Source organism: Phaeobacter sp. JH20_34, from assembly GCF_048056095.1.
Classification (GTDB): domain Bacteria; phylum Pseudomonadota; class Alphaproteobacteria; order Rhodobacterales; family Rhodobacteraceae; genus Phaeobacter; species Phaeobacter bryozoorum.
The window spans coordinates 148,981-167,240 of record NZ_JAYMWT010000016.1 but is presented as its reverse complement, the minus strand read 5'-3'; the positions used below and the strand labels follow the sequence as shown (position 1 = coordinate 167,240).

The following is an 18,260-nucleotide window of genomic DNA, read 5'->3' as shown; positions in this document are numbered from 1 at the left end:
GTTGTCGCCGGCACGTGTCAGGCAACGGCTCGGCGATAGAGATGCCAGGTGGCGTGTCCCAATACCGGGACCACCACGATCATGCCCGCAAACATCGGGATCGCAGCAACCAGCAGCGCAAGCGCGACTATGAGGCCCCAGACCAGCGAGACCCAGAGATTCCGGCGCACCACGCGCAGGGATGTGGCGACAGCGATGGGCAGGCCGACATGCCGGTCCAGCAACAGCGGAAAAGACACAAGGCTGACCGCGAGCGCTGCAAAGGCGAAGATCCCGCCTACGGTGCCGCCGATCACCAGCATTGCCCAGCCGGCACCGGTGGTGAAGATATCCTGGGTAAAGGCCGCCAGAGATGTCGGGGCCTCGGGCCCGAGCGTGCGGTTGTAGATCGCCGCAGCCACCGTCAGCCAGAGGATGCAGAGCGCGGCCAGATATAGGCCCAGCATCAGGATCGACAGGAACGCCGGGGAGCGCAGCACGGCAAAGGCGTCCATCCAGCGCGGTGTGAAACCGGCCTCGCGGCGTGATGACATCTCATAGAGCCCAACGGCGGCGACCGGGCCAACCAGCGCAAATCCGAGGACCAGCGGGAGGATCAACGGCAGGAGGTTCATCGACAGGCTGAGGACAACCAAGGCCACGCCAATCAGCGGGTAGAGAAAGACAAGCGCCATGGCGTCAGACCGGCAGGCCGCGAAATCCTGCCACCCGGCCCGCAGCGCAGCACCGAGGTCTGCCATGTCCAGCTGGAGCACGCGGGGCATCGCGCCTGCCTTGTCACTGCCCAGATGGTCCACCGAAGCGGAGAGATGGGAACTGGTCAGGCCAACGGATTTTGCCAGCCAGCTGATGGGGTTTCCGATGGTTCGTGCCATGATTATTCCTCTCGGGTTCGCGCAGTGCGCGGCAGTCCGGTCAAGGGAGGTGAGCACGACAGGTCCGGATCTGAGGTGCTCTCAGAGTGGTGCATATGCTCAGTCTACCATAAAGACAGCGCAAATTGGGTCACTATGGCGCGAGGGATGCCATTTCCCGGTGCCTCTCCCTGTGCTTCGGCGCAGGAGTCGTCTGGCCGTGCGGATTGCAGCGCTAGCGGATCGGCTCGAACACCGCGTTTTTCTGCGTGCAGTCCCGGATCACATCGCGGCCGCAGGGCACGGGTCTCAGCTCGCGGGACAGACAGATGCGAGCTTCCTGGATGTGGCCATCGCGGCAGGTGATGGTCAGCGTGTCGGGCTTCAGATCGGGGTTGTCCTGCAGAAAGGCCTGCTCCACCAGACTGGCGGGTAGGGTCACGGCTTGGGTCAGCCTGCGAAAGGCACGCGGTCGGTTGATCTCTGCGTAGGCCTGCCGGGAGAGGGCGAAATATTCGCGAGCGGACAGGCCACTACAGGTTCCGTGTTTCTTCCACTGATGCCAGGCGAGGCCGGAGGTCCCCATGATGTCGGCCATCTGCTGCGTCTGCTGGCGGGTCGGCGGCGCCTCTGCGGTGCGGCAGTAGCTCGGCCAGCCACGATGGAACTGCGGCCAGAGCCCATGCAGGGTCCAGCCATGATCGTGGCGGGGGTCGCATTGCTCGGACCGTTTGGCATCGCCTTCCAGCGCACACCAGTTCGGCGACCAGCTGAGACTGAGGACATAGTAGTCGAACTGCCCGGCAATCTCGCCTTCGGCTGTTGCCTGTCTCGGCGATGTCGCGGCAAAGGCGATGCCCAGTCCGACAGTTGCTACCGCAATAAGGGCTGCCTTCAGGGTCCGTTTGATGCCGCGCATTCGCCTCTTTCCTTATAGAAACATCGCGACTATATAGAATTGAAGTTCCCCGACAACGGAAACCGCCCCAAATCGGGGAAGCCTCTTTCAGGCGACGGGAAAGATGTATCTGGGACAACCGTGTTACTAAGGAGATGAGCGCATGGCAAAACCGTTGATGGCCAAGGCGACCGCCGTGTGGCTGGTGGACAATACCACGATCAGCTTCAAACAGATTGCCGATTTTGTCGGTATGCACGAGCTGGAAATCCAGGGCATCGCTGATGGCGATGTGGCTGCTGGCGTCAAAGGGTTCGACCCGGTTGCCAACAACCAGCTGACGCAGGAAGAGGTGGATAAGGCCGAAAACAACCCGCTGCATAAGCTGAAGTTGAAGTTCAACCCGGCTGCTGCCGGTGAAGAGAAACGCCGTGGACCGCGCTACACGCCGCTGTCCAAGCGTCAGGACCGTCCGGCGTCGATCTACTGGCTGGTGAAGTTCCACCCTGAGCTGTCCGATGGCCAGATTTCCAAGCTGGTGGGCACCACCAAGCCGACCATTCAGGCGATCCGCGAGCGGACCCATTGGAACATTGCCAATATCCAGCCGATCGACCCGGTCGCGCTGGGCCTGTGTAAACAGTCCGAACTGGATGCCGCCGTACAGAAAGCCGCCGCCAAGAAGGCTGCCGAAGGTGGTGTGATGAGCGATGACGAACGTCGCAAGTTGGTGTCGACTGAACAGTCGCTGGAGATGGACGCAGAGCCCCGTATGCCGTCGGCGATCGAGGGTCTGGAGACCTTTACCCTCGGTGGCAGCGACAAGCCGAGCCGCGCCGAAGAAGAGGATGTGGTTGACGCTGACAGCTTCTTCAACCTGCCTGCCGGTGGCGATGACGAGGATGACGAGGACGATACGGATCCCCGTTTCTAAGCCACACGCGCCCCTGCACAGGGGTGACGCAAGATAGAAAAAAGCCACGGGATGCACAGCGTTCCGTGGCTTTTTTGCGTTTCAGGCGCCTTGCCTTCGGGGTGGCTGTGGCGTGGATGCTGGCAGGCCGCTGAGCTGCGGGCAGGCCAATTATTCGACCGTCACAAAAAATTCGCCTTTCGGTGCGGATCGCTGCATTTTTCTGACATTTCTGCCTTGACGCGCGGCCGTGGCTGGCGTACCTCGCACCCCGACGGCGCGGTAGCTCAGTTGGTTAGAGCGAACGACTCATAATCGTTAGGTCGGGAGTTCGAGTCTCCCCCACGCCACCATTTCTCCTTGAAAACAAAGACTCGACCACTGGCATAGTGCCGGGTGACTGCGCGGCGTTTCCGCCTGTGAACATCAGCGTCCAGCCGCTGTGTCTGATCAGATATCGCCTGGGCATGGGGCGTGGCCGTGGGCCAAGGGTGGCACGGGCGTGTCAGATGTCCTTGCGGGCGCGCAGGGCCGCCGTGATGGTGCCTTCGTCGAGGTAATCCAGTTCTCCGCCGATGGGCACGCCCTGCGCAAGAGAGGTGAGTCGAACCCGGCCGTTGAGCTGATCGGCAATGTAATGCGCCGTGGTCTGGCCGTCGATCGTGGCGTTGAGCGCCAGAATCACCTCCGTGACGTTCTCGGCCTGAACCCGGTCCACCAGACGGGGAATGCGCAGCTCGTCGGGGCCGACGGCATCCAGCGCCGACAGCGTGCCGCCAAGCACGTGATAGCGCCCTTTGAAGACCGCCGCCCGCTCCATCGCCCAGAGATCCGCGACATCCTCCACCACGCAGAGTTCGCCATTGGCGCGGGTCATATCCTCGCAGATGGTACAGAGATCGCTGGTGCCGACATTGCCGCAGTTGAGGCATTCACGAGCCGTGGCTGCAACGTCACTCATCGTTTCAGCCAGTGGTGTCAGCAGCAGGGCGCGTTTGCGGATCAGGTGCAAGACCGCCCGGCGGGCAGAGCGCGGCCCCAGCCCCGGCAGTTTGGCCATCAGGGCAATCAGGTCTTCGATATCGGTGGTGGAGTTCTTGATCATGCCTAACGCCCCTGTCTGCCCTGCTATATAGGCTGATTGCCCTTGGAAAGCACAAGGGGGCGCAGGCAGTCTGTTCAGGTTTTGTTTTACAGTGCCTGCGGAGCAAAAGAAAAGGCGGCCACAGGGCCGCCTGATCGGGTCTGCATGATGCCGCAGCTTAGAACGGCAGCTTGATATCCTTGGGCAGGCCCATGCTTTCGGTCAGCTTGGCCATTTCGTCCTGCGCCTTCTCGGCTGCCTTCGCTTGGGCATCCTTGATTGCGGCGAGGATCAGGTCTTCGACCACTTCCTTGTCGTCGCCGTTGAAGATCGACGGATCAATATCCAGCGCCTTCAGATCGCCCTTGGCCGAGGCGGTCGCCTTCACCAGACCTGCGCCTGCTTCGCCGGTGACCATGACATTGTGCAGGTCTTCCTGCATCTGCGCCATTTTGGTTTGCAGTTCCTGTGCCGATTTCATCATCTTGGCCATGTCGCCAAGACCGCCGAGGCCTTTGAGCATCTGTTTTCTCCTAAGTGCGAGGGCGCAGCGCGCCGTAAGTCATCCCGGCACATATCGCAACTGCAAGGCCGATGAACAAGTGGGGTGGCGCCAAGCAATCTTCTGCAAGGTCGTAGGCTACCGCATAATTCAGCGCGTTTTCGTACCGGTCAATCGCAACGACAAAGGCAAGACCGGCCCAGAGCACGGCAGCGATTGCGAAGGTCGGGCGGTTTCGTGTGGTCAGAGCGATGCCCGCAAGGGCAAGCAACGCAAGGGACACGGGCAGGGTGGAGAGGCCTATCAACTCATCCCAGGCGGTGGCCGGACCATCACCCGGTTTCCAAGATAGTCGTTCCTTATCACAGACTTCTGCAATTGCTGCAGCGGGAAACAGCGTCATTATACCTGCAAAGCAAGTTACTCTTCTTCGAAGGGATCCCATTCGTCCTCGACCTCTGGCAGGGCGTCTGCTTCGACCTCGGCGGCGAGGTCTTCGGCGGTGCGGATCTTGATGATCCTGGCCTTGGGGAAGCTGTCCAGAACGGCCTGTACGATCGGATGTTGACTGGCCTTGTCGCGCAGGGCGTTTTCAACTGCGTTGTCGCGTTCGGTGATCGTCTCACCACCGCCTTCGTTTGCGATGGAAATGACCCAGCGTGCCTGCGTCCAGGTCTGCAGCTGCTGGCCAAGGCGTTGTGCCAGATCCTTGGGCGCGTCATCGGTGGGCTGGATGGTGATCCGCCCCGGCTGGTAGGAGACCAGCCTCAGGTAGGTTTTGACATATTCCAGCAGCAGGCCATCCCGGCGGACGCGAATCAGTTCAACGATATGTTCAAAGCTGGGGTATCGGGCCAGCGCCTGATCCATCTGCGGCGCAAGGGCAGTGGCCGGTCCGCCGCCCGTGGCGGAGATGGTCTGCGACATCGTCGGCCCGCTGCCAGGGCCGGGCTGATAGCCGGAGACTGTCTGACCCGTGTTGTGGCCGGAGTTTTGATTCTGGCCGGTGTTTTGGCCCGCATATTGCCCGGCATGGTGCCCCTGCGCGCCCGCCTGCGGCAGGGGGGCGCCATTGCCGGGGCCAGCTGGTGGTGGCGGCGGGGTGTCCTGAAGCGTGCGCATCAGCTGTTCGGGGGTTGGCAAATCAGCCACATGAGTCAGACGGATCACGGCCATTTCGGCCGCCATCATCGCGTTGGGGGCGGCGGCAACCTCCTCCAGAGCCTTCAGAAGCATCTGCCACATCCGCGTCAGCACCCGCATCGGCAGGGCTTCGGCCATCTGGCCGCCACGGGCGCGCTCATCGGGGCTGACGGTGGGGTCTTCAGCCGCATCAGGCGTGATCTTCACCACAGAAACCCAATGGGTGATCTCCGCCAGATCGCGCAGCACCGCCAACGGGTCTGCGCCCTCGGCATATTGCGCACTGAGTTCCGTCAGTGCCGCCGCCGCATCGCCGCGCAGGATCATGTCCATCAGGTCCAGTACCCGGCCGCGGTCGGCAAGGCCCAGCATGGCGCGGACCTGATCGGCGGTGGTCTCGCCCGCGCCATGGGAAATCGCCTGATCCAGGAGCGAGGTCGCATCCCGGGCAGATCCTTCGGCGGCGCGAGTGATGAGCGCCAGCGCGTCGTCGGCAATCTGGGCGCCCTCAGCCGTTGCGATCTTGCGCAGGAGGGCAATCATCACCTCCGGCTCGATCCGGCGCAGGTCAAACCGCTGGCAGCGCGACAGCACCGTCACCGGCACCTTGCGGATTTCGGTGGTGGCGAAGATGAACTTCACATGCGCGGGCGGCTCCTCCAGCGTCTTCAAGAGCGCGTTGAACGCGCTGGTCGATAGCATGTGAACTTCGTCGATGATGTAGATCTTGTAGCGGGCCGAGGCGGCGCGGTACTGCACCGAGTCAATGATCTCGCGGATGTCTCCGACACCTGTGCGCGAGGCCGCGTCCATCTCCATCACATCGACATGGCGGCCTTCCATGATCGCCGTGCAATGCTCGCATTTGCCGCAAGGATCGGTGGTGGGGCCGCCCTGGCCATCCTCGCCGATGCAGTTCATGCCCTTGGCGATGATCCGGGCGGTTGTGGTTTTGCCGGTGCCGCGGATGCCTGTCATGATGAAGGCCTGGGCGATGCGATCGGCGGCAAAGGCGTTCTTCAGCGTCCGCACCATGGCGTCCTGACCCACCAGATCGGCAAAGGTCTCGGGCCGGTATTTGCGGGCCAGAACCTGGTATTGACCCGAGGTTTGGTCTGCTGTGTCGCCTGCTGTGTCGCTCATGATGTCTCGTGCCAGATTCGGGGGTCGGTCGTTGATGTCCGGGTAAAGTAGGCAAGCCCGCGCGTGGCGTCCACCGCTGATGGTGGTCGCGGCAGGATAAGCCGTGTGTGCCATCGGGCTTTCAGAAACCATTAGGTGCAGGGCCGACAGATCGCTACATTGGAGGATGTGATCGTCCGGGGGGATTGCTGGCGTAGGATCAGGCGGTGAATTGGCAGTGGGGGCTGACCATGGAGGATGGATCTCAACACGGTGACATCGAAGAGGAGCGGGCCGGGGGCACGCTGATCTTGCACGCGCTTTCGGTGGCGGATGGTATTCTGGCGCTATGCCCGCTGCCTGGTGCAGGGGGCGATTATCGTGGCGATATGGACCACATTCGAGAGTGGCAGCCCGGTTTGGTCATTTCGATGACCACGGAGGAGGAACATGCCGCAGTTGGTGCCGAGACGATCGGGACGGATCTGCAGAGTATCGGCAGCCGATGGATACATTTGCCCGTCCCTGATTTCAGTGCGCCGCCGCCGGAGATCCTGAGCCGTTGGCCGGAGGTCAGCCATCTGGCGCGCAAGGCGCTTGTTGGCGGTGGTCGGGTGCTGGTGCATTGCCGGGGTGGCTGTGGCCGGTCTGGCATGGTGGTGCTGCGGCTGATGACGGAATGCGGCGAGCGGCCGGATCTGGCGTTGGCACGGCTACGGGCCATTCGCCCCTGCGCAATCGAGACCGACGCTCAGATGATCTGGGCGTATGGCCCGAGGCGTATTCCCGGCAAAGGCTCCTGACAGCGGCTGTGTGAAAGGGGCCGGCGCAGGGAGATGCTCCCGCCCGGATATGACCTTCGGCAAGGTCATATCCCGTTGGGCGTGGCGCCGCGCAAGCGCGGCGTGCGGTCCTTTCAAAGCGGCGTTCAGCTGAAAGCTGCGAGCTGCGGAGGGGTGATTCGGGCCATCTGAGGTGCCAGCGGCACAGCCTGTGCCAAGCCGCAGGGGTAATCCGGCAGCTTGGCAAGGGGGAGGCTGTCAGCCGAGGGCAGAAAGAGGGCATCCGCGAAACGGTCAAGACCGGCCAGATCCGCCTCTTGCGAGACACCACAATAAATGCGGATGCGGTCATGTCTGGCGGCAAATCTCGCCTCGCAGGGCCGGTCGCAGGCGGTCAGCTCGCATGTCCCGGCAACTTCGAAATCCTCGGTTGTGACGGCTTTTGCCTGTCCCATGGCGGCGGCGAGGCGCGCAATCATGCGCTCTGCCGCCGGGCAGGGTTGCCCCAGATGCTGGCAGGTGCTCAGGGAATAGCCATGTGTCGTATCAGTCCAGTTCATTGCGCCCTCCGCGCGAAGGAGGGGATGAACGGTCAGAGCTGGCAGGCCAATCGGCGGACATGCAGACCCTGCCAGGACACCCCGCCCGGTTTCGAGTTTCTCATCAGATGGCAGGTCTCCTGACTCGCGGGTCGCGGCAACTTCGGGGCCTTCCCAACACCGTGGGATCCAACGGGATCCGTGGCATCAGTGGCATGGTCCGAGGTTGCTCACCGCTTACAGTTGCGGGGGCAGTCGCGGCATTGATCCGGTATGTCTACCATCTCGCACCGTGTTCCCTTTTCATCCTGATCGCGTGGCAGCGATGCAGGAACCATCTGCCACTAGGGCTAGCGGCTGGCGGGGCGAGTCGTCAAGCGCTACGTCAGGGGATGGGGTATTTCTTCGGCGTATTGTCTACCATATCGGGGCGGAGTGGCGCCCCGTGCCACTATATATAGCGGCAATGCCAGCGCCGTTTGGTGCGGCGGATCAGCGGCCAAACTGGCAAGAGGCAGCTAACTCTGCCGGGGGCGGCGACTGAATGACGGGGATGGTGGGAGGTGAGAGGTTGGACATCGACCCAAGCGGGGCTCGTTGTGGCTGCTTCCTTCCGGATCTGACCAGGTTGGCGAGGCGCTTGCCCGCGCCAACCTCTCACTGGTCGATATAGGAGGGCAGATCAGGAATGGCAAGCCCGTCTGACCGCAATAAGGCGCATGGCAGCGGGCGCATTCAGGCGGGGATCAGAGCTTGACACCGATCCGCAAAAATCCGTCGGCGGTTGTGCCGTACAAATTGTGGCGGGCCGGGTCGAGATCGGTGAGATATGTGCGGGCGCCGGGTCCGGTAAAGATCTCGACCTCGGTCGAGGGGTGACTGGACAGCCGCCAGGGGGGCGGCGCTTGTTCCAATGGATCGCGCATCAGGCGCCCGGCGACATAATCGCAAATCACGTCCCTGACCCGCAGGGGGGGCGTCGGCAGGCGGGTCGCGGCCTGGGCCATCGTGAAGTTGCCGCCGCCGCCAATGCGGTAACTGCTTACTGCTACGGCGAAATGTTGGTTCTCTGGTATTGGAGCCCCTTTCCAGCGCAGATTGCGGATTCGGTGATTGCTGGGGTCAATCAGCTCACCATCGCTGGCAAATCTGGCAGGTACGGAGACATCGATGTCGTATTGCAGCCCAAAGATGACATCAAAGTTGTGACCGGCCCGGTCCGTGTCCAACAGCGGGTCTCCAGAGGTGCCCGGCGCGATCTGATTGAAGAGACCCGCCGACATCTCCAGCCAATCGCGCAGCTGGGCACCATTCAGAACCACCGTGCGCAGCTCGTTCGGGAAGGGCTGGATGTCGACGACATGGCGCATGTACATCTGGCCGGCCGGTACATCTGTGTAGTTGGACGGACCTGACCGGGCGCCGAATTTGCCGGGAGCGGTCGCTGAGAGCAGTGGCAGGTTTCCGGCAACAGTATCTCGCAGGGCGGGGCGCACCGCAGCCGCCTGGGCCCAGGCCACCAGCGCGAGGGCCTGATCGCGACCAAGGAAGGTGAAATAAGAGTGCAGCGGTCTGCTGGTGCTGCCGACAGGCTGGGCCATCCGCCTGCGTGTCTCTGCGTGGTCTTCTGCGAGGGCGTCGACCATGACGGGGTCTTCGGCCACCAGGGGAACGAGCATGCCACCCGCGCCGGCGATGGTCTTGCGCCGGGCGATAGGGCGCAATCTGCAGGTGGTTTTGGTCACGGTCCAGCGGCCCGATTGCAGCTGGACGTGCAGGTCGATCACGCCGAGGTGTGAGCCATGGGCACCCGGCATCACCACAGGTGCGGATACGGGGTGGCGCGGATCCGGCAGGGTCAGATGAGTGTGACCTCCGATGATGGCGTCCAGAACGCCAAGATCTGCAAGCGGGTGGAGTGCGTTCTCAATGCCGTATCCGGTAGTTTGCTCTCCGATACCGGTATGGGCCAGCGCGATGACGATATCGCAGCCCCTGGCGCGCAACGCGTCGGCCTGCCGGGCGGCACATTGCACCATGTCGTCGATGGTGACGCGACCCTGCAGTTGATGCGCGGCCCATTTCAGGGTTTGCATCGGCAGAACCGAGAGCACGCCGATCCGAAGCGGCAGATCCTCCGAACCGGGGAAAACGCGTTCGAGCACTGCGGACTGGCAAAAAGGCAAGGAAGCCTGCGGATCCACCAGCTGCATATTTGAGCAGATGACGGGGCAGGAGATCTGCAGCAAGGCCTGCCTGAGCTGATCCAGGCCGAAATCGAAATCATGGTTGCCGAGCCCGATCGCATCGTAGCCGAGTAGGTCGAACGCGCGGGCAACCGGGGCCGGGCGGGTCTCGCTGAGCTGCATCGGGCGCTCTGCTATCGGGGTGCCGAAGATGCTGTCGCCATTGTCGACAAGCAGTGTCGCGGCGCCTTTGGCAGCGGCTTCCTTGCGCGCCTCAGCGATCAGTGTGGCAACACGAGAGAGCCCCAGGCTTGGGTCGGGGCGATCAGAATAATAGTCGTGACTCAAAAGATTAGCATGCAGATCCGTGGTCGCCAGAATGCGCAGGGATCCGACCTTTTCGTCTTCGGTTTGATCCGATCCTGTCATATTGCGTTTCTTAGCGGTCTCACGGCGAACCTCGGGGTGGCATTGATTGCCAATTTATTAACAAGCCTGTTTGCCTGTTTGAAGCAATCAAATGTGACGCCCGAAAGTCGCTTGTTGCCGAAAATTCTAATCAATCGCGTTGCTTTCCACTTGAGATGCTGCGGATTTACGGTTTTCACCTGTTGCGAGGGGTCAGGATATTTCTAGATCACTGTGGCGCAGAGGAAACAGCTTATCATCTCATAGATGTATTTCTCTGCCAGATTCAGGTGCTGCGACACATCCGTGCGCAGACGTAGCAGCGGGGCAGCGCGATGCGACAGGCGGAACAAGTGACATTTGGTGGCAGCGGTCTGGACCGGGCCGCACAGCTCCGGGATGATCCGGCGGCCCTGACAACACGCTGGCAGAGCGAAAATTGCCGTATCCTTTTGATTTGGAGAGGGAAACCGCTATGTACGTTACCCGATACGGGAGTGGAGAGCGGCGCTGTGCCCGATGCTCTGGCCTGGATCGGGTCCGATCATCCCCTGGCGACGGCTGGTGTGGGGCAAGCGGTCTTCCTGGGATGCTGTGCTGCTGGTTTGGCACGGTTCTCGCTTGATATCAGTGGGTGGCAGCCAGACAATCATGACGAGAGCGCGCTGCGCGGCTTTGTCGACAACAGTGAACAGCGGCACCCGGATTTGCCCACTGACACAGGGTTTGTGGAGCTGCGCCGCATCATGGCACAACTCAGCCGCGAGGACGCCGAACTGGCAGCGATGGCACGGGCGGTGTTCGGCTGGCATCACAGCCATGGGTTCTGCGCCTGTTGTGGCGCGAAAAGCAATATGGCGCAGGCTGGCTGGCAGCGGCTTTGTCCCAGTTGCGGTGCGGCCCATTTTCCGCGTACCGACCCGGTGGTCATCATGCTGATCACCCATGGTGATGCCGTTCTGGTTGGTCGCTCGCCGGGGTGGCCGGAGGGGATGTATTCGCTGCTGGCCGGTTTCGTGGAGCCGGGAGAAACGCTGGAAGCAGCCGTGAGACGCGAGACGGAAGAGGAAACAGGGGTGAAGGTCGGCGCCGTCAGCTACCTGTCCAGCCAGCCCTGGCCGTTTCCTATGTCGTTGATGTTTGGCTGTGCGGGCGAGGCTCTGGGGCGGGAGATCACCATCGACCCGAAAGAAATCGAAGCGGCGCGCTGGGTTTCGCGGCAGGAGATGATGACGGTTTTTGAAGGGGGCCATCCTGAAATTCGCAGACCGCGCAACGGCGCAATTGCACATTTCCTTTTGCAGAACTGGCTTGCAGATACACTGGATTGAGACGAATAGTAGAATTCAGCTCAAGACTGCCATTGGATCTTGCAGATCCGCCGTAACGACAGGATGCCCATGGATTTCTCCAGCAAAGAAGACATCGACGCACCTATCGCCGAAGTCTTTCGGTCGATTTCTGATTTCGAGAGCATGGAGCGGATGGCGTTGCGTCGGGGTGTCGATGTGCAGCGCCTGGGAGATGCGCAGCATCCGGAGAACGGACTGGCCTGGGACATCGAATTTCAGTTCCGCGGAAAGAAGCGCAATCTGCATCTGTCGCTCAGCACCTACGAGCCGGTAACTCAGATGATTCTGAGCGGCACGGGTAGCGGGATGGATGGCACGATGGATATTGAGCTGCTGGCCCTGTCGCCGCAGCGCACCCGGCTTTCCGTGACCCTGACGCTGACACCGAAGACACTGTCAGGGCGTTTGATGGTTCAGTCGCTGAAACTGGCCAAAACCAAACTCAAGCGTGGTTTCAAGAAGCGGGTGTCCGAGTTCGCCAAGCAGACGGAAGAGCGCGTCAATCGTTCAGCCTGAGCGTGGCCCGCGGGCCAACCGGCTGCTGGGTTGGATTCGGGATTACCGATCCGGGGCCGGTAGCTGAGGCCGCCATCGACGCGTTAGCCGCGACGACACCGGTCAGAATCGGTCGTCATTGGCCGGGTAGACACCCAGTATTTCAATGTTGGTGGTGAAATAGGCCAGCTCGTCCATGGCGAGCTGCACATTTGGATCGTCGGGATGACCGTCGATATCTGCATAGAACTGGGTCGCTGTGAAGGATCCGTCGACCATGTAGCTCTCCAGCTTGGTCATGTTGATACCGTTGGTCGCGAATCCGCCCATCGCCTTGTAGAGAGCTGCCGGGATGTTGCGGACCTGAAAGACAAAGCTGGTGATCATGCCGTGGTTGCCACGGCGCTCCAGATTCGGCTCACGTGACATGGTCAGGAAGCGCGTGGTATTGTTGCCATGATCCTCGATATGGCGTGCCAGCACCTCAAGGCCGTAGATCTCTCCGGCCAATTCGCTGGCCAGCGCCGCATGGCTCTTGTCGCCTTGTTCAGCGACATCGCGCGCGGCGCGGGCGTTGTCCGGGCTGACGCGGCCGCGAATGTTGTTTTCGCTGAGGAAACGCGCACATTGCGGGAGCAGCACCAGATGCGAATGAGCGTCCTTGATATCCTCAAGCCGCGCACCAGGAACGCCAAGAAGATTGATATGCACCCGCACAAAGGCCTCATCAATGATGTGCAAACCGCTGTGGGGCAGCAGGCGGTGGATATCCGCAACGCGCCCGTAGGTTGAGTTCTCCACCGGCAGCATCGCCAATTCGGCTTCGCCGTTGCGGACAGCGTCAATGGCATCCTCGAAGTTACGACAAGGCAGCACGTCCATGTCGGGGCGCTCCTTGCGGCAGGCTTCGTGGCTGTAGGAGCCAAGCTCCCCCTGAATGGCAATTCTATGGGTCATAACTGCGACATCCGTGCAAAACTTCAAAAACGGGCGTTTCGTCGCGCTGTCTATACCTTGCCACTTGAGAGGGGAAGCCTTAGACACCCTCCCAGACAGCTGAAATGGACTCGCGATCATGTTTGACACGATGACCCTTACCAAAGCGACCGCAGGCTTTTGCGGCGCTTTCCTCGTGCTCCTGCTAGGCAAATGGGCCGCAGAGGGGCTCTATCACACCGAAGCTCATGGCGAGGCTTCCTATGTGATCGAAGTGGAAGAGGCAGGTGCGGAAGAAGTAGTTGAAGTCGTCGACTTCGGCGAACTGATGGCCGCAGCAGATGTTGGCAAAGGTGCCAATGTCTTCAAGAAATGCTCCGCCTGCCACAAACTCGAAGCTGGTGCCAATAGCACCGGTCCTTACCTCTACGGTGTCGTTGGTCGCCCGATTGCTGCCGCAGATGGCTTTGGCTATTCCGCGTCGCTGGCGGGGATGGGCGGCGAATGGACAGCTGAAGAGCTCGATGCCTTTCTGACCAAGCCGTCGCAATATGCGCCGGGCACCACCATGAGCTTCAGTGGCCTGAAAAAACAAAGCGATCGGGTGAACCTGATTGCCTATCTGGACAGCCTCGACAACTGATTTCAGTTGCCTTTGCCCATGACCAAAAGACCGCGCCAGTTGGTGCGGTCTTTTTGCTTTCGGGGTGTGCTGGCGCGGATTTGATGTCTAGGCAGGCGGGTTCATGCCCTGACATCGGTTGACACACGGGAAATTCAGCCAATCTGAACTTGAATGTAGGGGGTCGGCCCGCTTAGCTTTGGGACAGAGAATGATCCTGGCAGCGAAGGCCGGACAATGGAGGTATTGGCAGATGAAGACGCCCACCACACCGCGTCGTGCCGTTTTGGCCCGAGCGATTGATCCGCAACCGCTTTTTCGGGCCGTGATGACAGGGTTTGCCGCATTTGCGATGCTGGCACTGGCCGCCACCCTGGGACATGCCGAAGACAAGGTAATCAAAAGCCACGGGTTCACCGAATTTGGAGAGTTGAAATATCCCGAAGGCTTTGAACATTTCGACTACGTCAATCCAAAGGCGCCCAAAGGGGGCGAACTGTCTCTGTCGGCGGTGGGCACCTTTGACAGTATGAACCCCTATACCCGCAAGGGTCGGGGCGGCGCGATGTCGGCGGACCATTTTGAATCGCTGATGATTGGATCCTATGACGAGCCGGGATCCTACTATGGGCTGCTGGCCGAAAGCCTTGAGTATCCCGAAAGCCAGGATTGGGTGATTTTCAACATGCGCCCCGAAGCGCGGTTTTCGGATGGAACCCCTGTCACAGCTGAGGATGTGGTGTTTTCCCACAACCTGCTGCTAGAGCAGGGATTGCAGTCCTATGCGGAGGCGGTGAAGAAACGCATCCCCAAGGCCGAGGTTCTTGGCCCGCATCGGGTAAAATTCTACTTTTCGCCGGATTTCCCGCGCCGGGCGATGATCACGCAGGTCGGCGGCACCTCGGTGTTCTCCAAGGCATGGTTCGAGGCAGACCCGGAGAACCGCCGCCTGGATGAGCCGCGTCTGGATCCTGGCATCGGATCAGGTCCCTATGTGGTGGAAACGGTCGATGTGAACCAGCGCATCATCTACAAACGCAACCCCGACTATTGGGGTAACGACGTCAACGTGAACGTCGGGCGTCACAACTATGACCGCATCCGCATCGAGTATTTTGGCGACAGCGTGGCCGCGATGGAAGGGTTCAAGGCAGGCATTTACACCATGCGGCCAGAAAACAGCTCCAAGAGCTGGGCAACGTCGTATGAGTTCGATGCGGTCAAGGAGGGGGATGTGGTGAAGGGGGAATTCCCGGATGGCAATGTCCCGGCCGCCAGTGGGTTTGTGATGAACCTCCTGCGCCCCAAATTCCAAGATCCGCGCGTGCGTGAGGCGGTTCAGCTTGGCTATAATTTCGAATGGACCAATGACAGCCTGCAATATGGGCTGTTCGCGCAGCGCCATTCCTTCTGGCAAGACACAGCGCTGGAAGCCAAGGGCCTGCCCGAGGGGCGCGAACTGGAGGTGCTGAAGGATCTGGGCGATCTCATTGATCCAGCGCTGCTGACCAGCGAGCCGGTGATGGCTCATAGCTCCAACCCGGATCGTCCGGCGGATCGGCGTAACCTGCGTCGGGCCATGAAGCTGCTGGATGAGGCGGGATGGACTGTTGGCAACGACGGTCTGCGTCGCAACGCCGAAGGAGAGCTGCTGAAGCTGGAGTTCCTGATCGATTCGCCGACGATTGAACGGATCGTGCAGCCCTATATCGCCAATCTACGCCAGATAGGGATCGACGCGATTTCCAACCGGGTCGATTTTGCGCAATATACCAGCCGCCGTCGTGAAAAAGACTTCGACATGATCACCTACGCCTACCCGAAATATCTGCAACCTTCGACCGGGCTCTATCAGCAGTTTGGGTCTGACGCGCACGAGTTTTCGGTGTTCAACCCGGCTGGAATGGCGGATCCAGCAGTTGATACGCTGATCGGCGCGATCGTGAAGGCAGAAGACCAGGAAGAACTATATGCCAATGTGCGTGCCCTAGATCGCGTCCTGCGCGCCAAGCGGTTCATGGTGCCGACCTGGTATCTGGATGTGAACTGGGTGGCGTATTGGAATTTCTATGAGCAGCCAGAGACCCTGCCGCTGTTCGATCTGGGGCTGAGTGATGTCTGGTGGGTCAACGCCGAGAAAGAAGCGGCATTGAAATCCTCCGGCGCGTTGAGGTAAGCGCCTGACATGGCAGCCTATATCCTTAGACGTTTTCTTCTGGTGATCCCGACCCTGTTCGGGATCCTCGTCATCAATTTTGCTCTGGTGCAATTTGTGCCGGGGGGGCCGGTTGAGCAGATGATCGCGCAGCTGGAAGGCGGCGGTGACGTCTTTGAAGGCTTCGCCGGGGGCGGCGGGGATGCGGGCAGTGAGGCCGTTGCCGCCAATGACAACTACGCTGGCCGACAGGGGCTGCCGCCGGAGCTGATCGCAGAGCTGGAACGGCAGTATGGCCTGGACAAGCCGCCGTTGGAGCGGTTCCTCCTGATGGTCGGCAACTACATGCGCTTTGACTTTGGGGAGAGCTACTTTCGCAAGATTGATGTGATGGATCTGGTGCTGGAGAAAATGCCGGTGTCGATCTCCCTGGGGCTCTGGTCGACGCTGATCGCCTATCTGATTTCGATCCCGCTGGGCATCCGCAAGGCGTTGCGCGATGGCAGCCGGTTTGACACCTGGACCAGCGGTCTGATCATCGCAGCCTATGCGATCCCCGGCTTTCTGTTTGCGATTCTGCTGCTGGTGCTGTTTGCCGGCGGCTCTTACTGGCAGATCTTTCCACTGCGGGGGCTGACCTCCGACAATTGGGAGAGTCTCAGCCTGTTTGGCAAGGTGGCGGATTATTTCTGGCACATCACGCTGCCGGTAGTCGCCTCGACCATATCCGCCTTCGCCACGCTGACGCTGCTGACGAAGAACTCCTTTCTGGATGAGATCAAGAAGCAATATGTCATGACGGCACGGGCCAAGGGGCTGAGCGAGCGGCGCGTGCTCTACGGCCATGTCTTCCGCAACGCGATGCTGATCGTAATCGCGGGTTTTCCAGCAGTCTTCATCGGTGTGTTCTTCTCCGGCAGCCTGATCATCGAAACGATCTTCTCGCTCGATGGTCTGGGGCGGCTGGGGTTCGAGGCGGCCGTGGCGCGCGACTATCCGGTGATCTTTGGCACGCTGTTCATCTTTGGTTTGATGAGCCTTGTTGTCGGCATTATCTCCGACCTCATGTATGTGATCGTCGATCCGCGTATCGACTTTGAAAAGAGAGAGGGCTGACAGATGGCTTTGTCTCCGCTCAACCAGCGCCGCTGGAACAATTTCTGCCGCAATCGCCGGGCTTTCTGGTCGCTGTGGATCTTCTCGGTCCTGTTTGGCATTTCGCTCTTTGCCGAGTTCATCGCCAACGACAAACCGATGCTGGTCAACTACCGTGGTTCATATTTTACCCCGGTGTTCAATTTCTACCCGGAGACAGTCTTTGGTGGCGATTTCCAGACCGAGGCGGCGTATCGCGACCCTGAGGTTCGGTGTCTGATTGCCTCCGGCGGGATCGAAGACTGCTTTGACGACCCCGAAACTATTCTGGAAGAGATCGAGGCCGGTACATTTTCAGCAGACGGGTTCGTAGAAGGATGGGCCATCTGGCCGTTGATTCCCTATTCGTTTAACACCACGGTCGACCGGCCCGGTGCGGCACCGCTGCCACCGAATGGAGAGAACCTGCTGGGCACCGATGACACCAAACGGGATGTGCTGGCGCGGGTCATTCATGGTTTCCGTCTGTCGATCCTGTTTACCCTGATGGTCACCGGTGCAGCAACATTGGTCGGTATTGCTGCGGGTGCGGTTCAGGGGTTCTTTGGCGGGTGGCTGGACCTGATCTTTCAGCGCGTGATCGAGATCTGGGGATCCATCCCGCAGCTCTATGTCATCATCATCATGTTTGCGATCCTTGGGCGCAGCTTCTGGTTGTTGGTGGTGCTGATGATCCTGTTCAGCTGGACCGCCCTTGTGAGCGTGGTGCGGGCCGAGTTCCTGCGCGCGCGAAATCTGGAATACGTCCGCGCTGCCAAGGCGCTCGGGGTCGGGAATATGACCATCATGTTCCGCCATATGCTGCCCAATGCGATGGTGGCGACGCTGACGTTTCTGCCTTTCATCGTGACGGGCACAATTGGCACGCTTGCAGGGCTGGACTTCCTCGGCTTTGGCCTGCCGTCCTCGGCGCCCTCGCTGGGCGAGCTGACCTTGCAGGCAAAACAGAACCTGGAGGCGCCCTGGCTTGCTTTCACCGCGTTTTTCACCTTTGCCATCATGCTGTCGCTGCTGGTCTTCATCTTTGAAGGGGTGCGCGATGCCTTTGACCCGAGAAAGACCTTCTCATGACCGGTTCAGGCTCTAATCCGCAGAATAGAGGCGTCGCGGCTTC

Annotated in this window: 17 protein-coding genes, 1 tRNA gene, 1 other RNA gene and 1 riboswitch; of the genes, 9 read left to right on the top strand and 10 right to left on the bottom strand. The window is 60.6% G+C overall.

Translation table 11 applies throughout. The features are described from left to right. Positions 1 to 17: 17 nt before the first annotated feature. Both VWZ81_RS12440 and VWZ81_RS12435 read right to left on the bottom strand, forming a co-directional pair. Complete coding sequence (locus VWZ81_RS12440; protein ID WP_416538207.1) at positions 18 to 875, bottom strand: DUF2189 domain-containing protein; 858 nt, start codon at positions 873 to 875, stop codon at positions 18 to 20. Between the two features lie 214 nt (positions 876 to 1,089). Next, positions 1,090 to 1,773, bottom strand: a complete 684-nt coding sequence (locus tag VWZ81_RS12435; RefSeq protein WP_416543226.1) for a ribonuclease T2 family protein — start codon at positions 1,771 to 1,773, stop codon at positions 1,090 to 1,092. A 142-nt stretch (positions 1,774 to 1,915) separates the two neighbouring features. On the opposite strand from VWZ81_RS12435, the gene VWZ81_RS12430 reads away from it, so the two are divergent. After that, positions 1,916 to 2,686, top strand: a complete 771-nt coding sequence (locus VWZ81_RS12430; RefSeq protein WP_340546702.1) for a DUF1013 domain-containing protein — start codon at positions 1,916 to 1,918, stop codon at positions 2,684 to 2,686. Positions 2,687 to 2,941: 255 nt separating this feature from the next. Further along, positions 2,942 to 3,018: transfer RNA gene (locus VWZ81_RS12425), tRNA-Met, on the top strand. A gap of 152 nt (positions 3,019 to 3,170) precedes the next feature. Here VWZ81_RS12425 and recR read toward each other — a convergent pair. From recR to VWZ81_RS12405, 4 genes are all read right to left on the bottom strand, one after another. Further along, positions 3,171 to 3,770 (bottom strand): recombination mediator RecR, encoded by a 600-nt coding sequence (recR, locus tag VWZ81_RS12420; RefSeq protein ID WP_416534616.1) that lies wholly within the window; start codon positions 3,768 to 3,770, stop codon positions 3,171 to 3,173. Between the two features lie 157 nt (positions 3,771 to 3,927). Then, on the bottom strand, positions 3,928 to 4,272 hold the full coding sequence (locus VWZ81_RS12415) for a YbaB/EbfC family nucleoid-associated protein (RefSeq protein ID WP_019298230.1): 345 nt from the start codon (positions 4,270 to 4,272) through the stop codon (positions 3,928 to 3,930). 10 nt (positions 4,273 to 4,282) lie between these two features. Beyond that, positions 4,283 to 4,654 (bottom strand): hypothetical protein, encoded by a 372-nt coding sequence (locus VWZ81_RS12410; RefSeq protein ID WP_260082097.1) that lies wholly within the window; start codon positions 4,652 to 4,654, stop codon positions 4,283 to 4,285. A 17-nt stretch (positions 4,655 to 4,671) separates the two neighbouring features. Then, entirely contained in the window at positions 4,672 to 6,537 is a 1,866-nt protein-coding gene (locus VWZ81_RS12405) for a DNA polymerase III subunit gamma/tau (protein WP_416543227.1), read from the bottom strand. 230 nt (positions 6,538 to 6,767) lie between these two features. Between VWZ81_RS12405 and VWZ81_RS12400 the strand changes: the two genes are divergently transcribed. After that, the gene (locus VWZ81_RS12400) at positions 6,768 to 7,319 is read left to right on the top strand and encodes a protein-tyrosine phosphatase family protein (protein WP_340546844.1); all 552 of its coding nucleotides are present in this window, start codon (positions 6,768 to 6,770) and stop codon (positions 7,317 to 7,319) included. Between the two features lie 125 nt (positions 7,320 to 7,444). Here VWZ81_RS12400 and VWZ81_RS12395 read toward each other — a convergent pair whose 3' ends face one another. From VWZ81_RS12395 to VWZ81_RS12385, 3 genes are all read right to left on the bottom strand, one after another. Then, the gene (locus tag VWZ81_RS12395) at positions 7,445 to 7,858 is read right to left on the bottom strand and encodes a hypothetical protein (protein ID WP_416543228.1); all 414 of its coding nucleotides are present in this window, start codon (positions 7,856 to 7,858) and stop codon (positions 7,445 to 7,447) included. Positions 7,859 to 7,949: 91 nt separating this feature from the next. Then, positions 7,950 to 8,191: riboswitch (cobalamin riboswitch) on the bottom strand. A gap of 207 nt (positions 8,192 to 8,398) precedes the next feature. Beyond that, positions 8,399 to 8,497: signal recognition particle sRNA small type (ffs, locus tag VWZ81_RS12390), an RNA gene on the bottom strand. Between the two features lie 86 nt (positions 8,498 to 8,583). Next, complete coding sequence (locus tag VWZ81_RS12385) at positions 8,584 to 10,452, bottom strand: 5'-nucleotidase C-terminal domain-containing protein (RefSeq protein WP_416543229.1); 1,869 nt, start codon at positions 10,450 to 10,452, stop codon at positions 8,584 to 8,586. Between the two features lie 314 nt (positions 10,453 to 10,766). Between VWZ81_RS12385 and nudC the strand changes: the two genes are divergently transcribed. Beyond that, positions 10,767 to 11,762, top strand: coding sequence for an NAD(+) diphosphatase (gene nudC, locus VWZ81_RS12380; RefSeq protein WP_416543230.1), 996 nt, complete (start codon positions 10,767 to 10,769; stop codon positions 11,760 to 11,762). A gap of 69 nt (positions 11,763 to 11,831) precedes the next feature. Then, positions 11,832 to 12,299: an SRPBCC family protein gene (locus tag VWZ81_RS12375; RefSeq protein WP_340546709.1), complete on the top strand. Its 468-nt coding sequence runs from the start codon at positions 11,832 to 11,834 to the stop codon at positions 12,297 to 12,299. 102 nt (positions 12,300 to 12,401) lie between these two features. On the opposite strand, the gene VWZ81_RS12370 is transcribed toward VWZ81_RS12375, so the two are convergent. After that, complete coding sequence (locus tag VWZ81_RS12370) at positions 12,402 to 13,235, bottom strand: prephenate dehydratase (RefSeq protein ID WP_340546710.1); 834 nt, start codon at positions 13,233 to 13,235, stop codon at positions 12,402 to 12,404. A gap of 118 nt (positions 13,236 to 13,353) precedes the next feature. On the opposite strand from VWZ81_RS12370, the gene VWZ81_RS12365 reads away from it, so the two are divergent. The 4 genes from VWZ81_RS12365 to VWZ81_RS12350 all read left to right on the top strand — a co-directional run bounded on the left by VWZ81_RS12365 (position 13,354) and on the right by VWZ81_RS12350 (position 18,217). Next, positions 13,354 to 13,857 (top strand): c-type cytochrome, encoded by a 504-nt coding sequence (locus tag VWZ81_RS12365; protein ID WP_340546711.1) that lies wholly within the window; start codon positions 13,354 to 13,356, stop codon positions 13,855 to 13,857. Between the two features lie 232 nt (positions 13,858 to 14,089). After that, entirely contained in the window at positions 14,090 to 16,012 is a 1,923-nt protein-coding gene (locus VWZ81_RS12360; protein WP_416543231.1) for an extracellular solute-binding protein, read from the top strand. A 9-nt stretch (positions 16,013 to 16,021) separates the two neighbouring features. Further along, complete coding sequence (locus VWZ81_RS12355) at positions 16,022 to 17,107, top strand: microcin C ABC transporter permease YejB (protein ID WP_340546713.1); 1,086 nt, start codon at positions 16,022 to 16,024, stop codon at positions 17,105 to 17,107. Positions 17,108 to 17,110: 3 nt separating this feature from the next. Then, a complete protein-coding gene (locus VWZ81_RS12350) occupies positions 17,111 to 18,217 on the top strand; it encodes an ABC transporter permease (protein WP_340546714.1) in 1,107 nt (368 codons plus the stop codon). Positions 18,218 to 18,260: the final 43 nt, after the last annotated feature.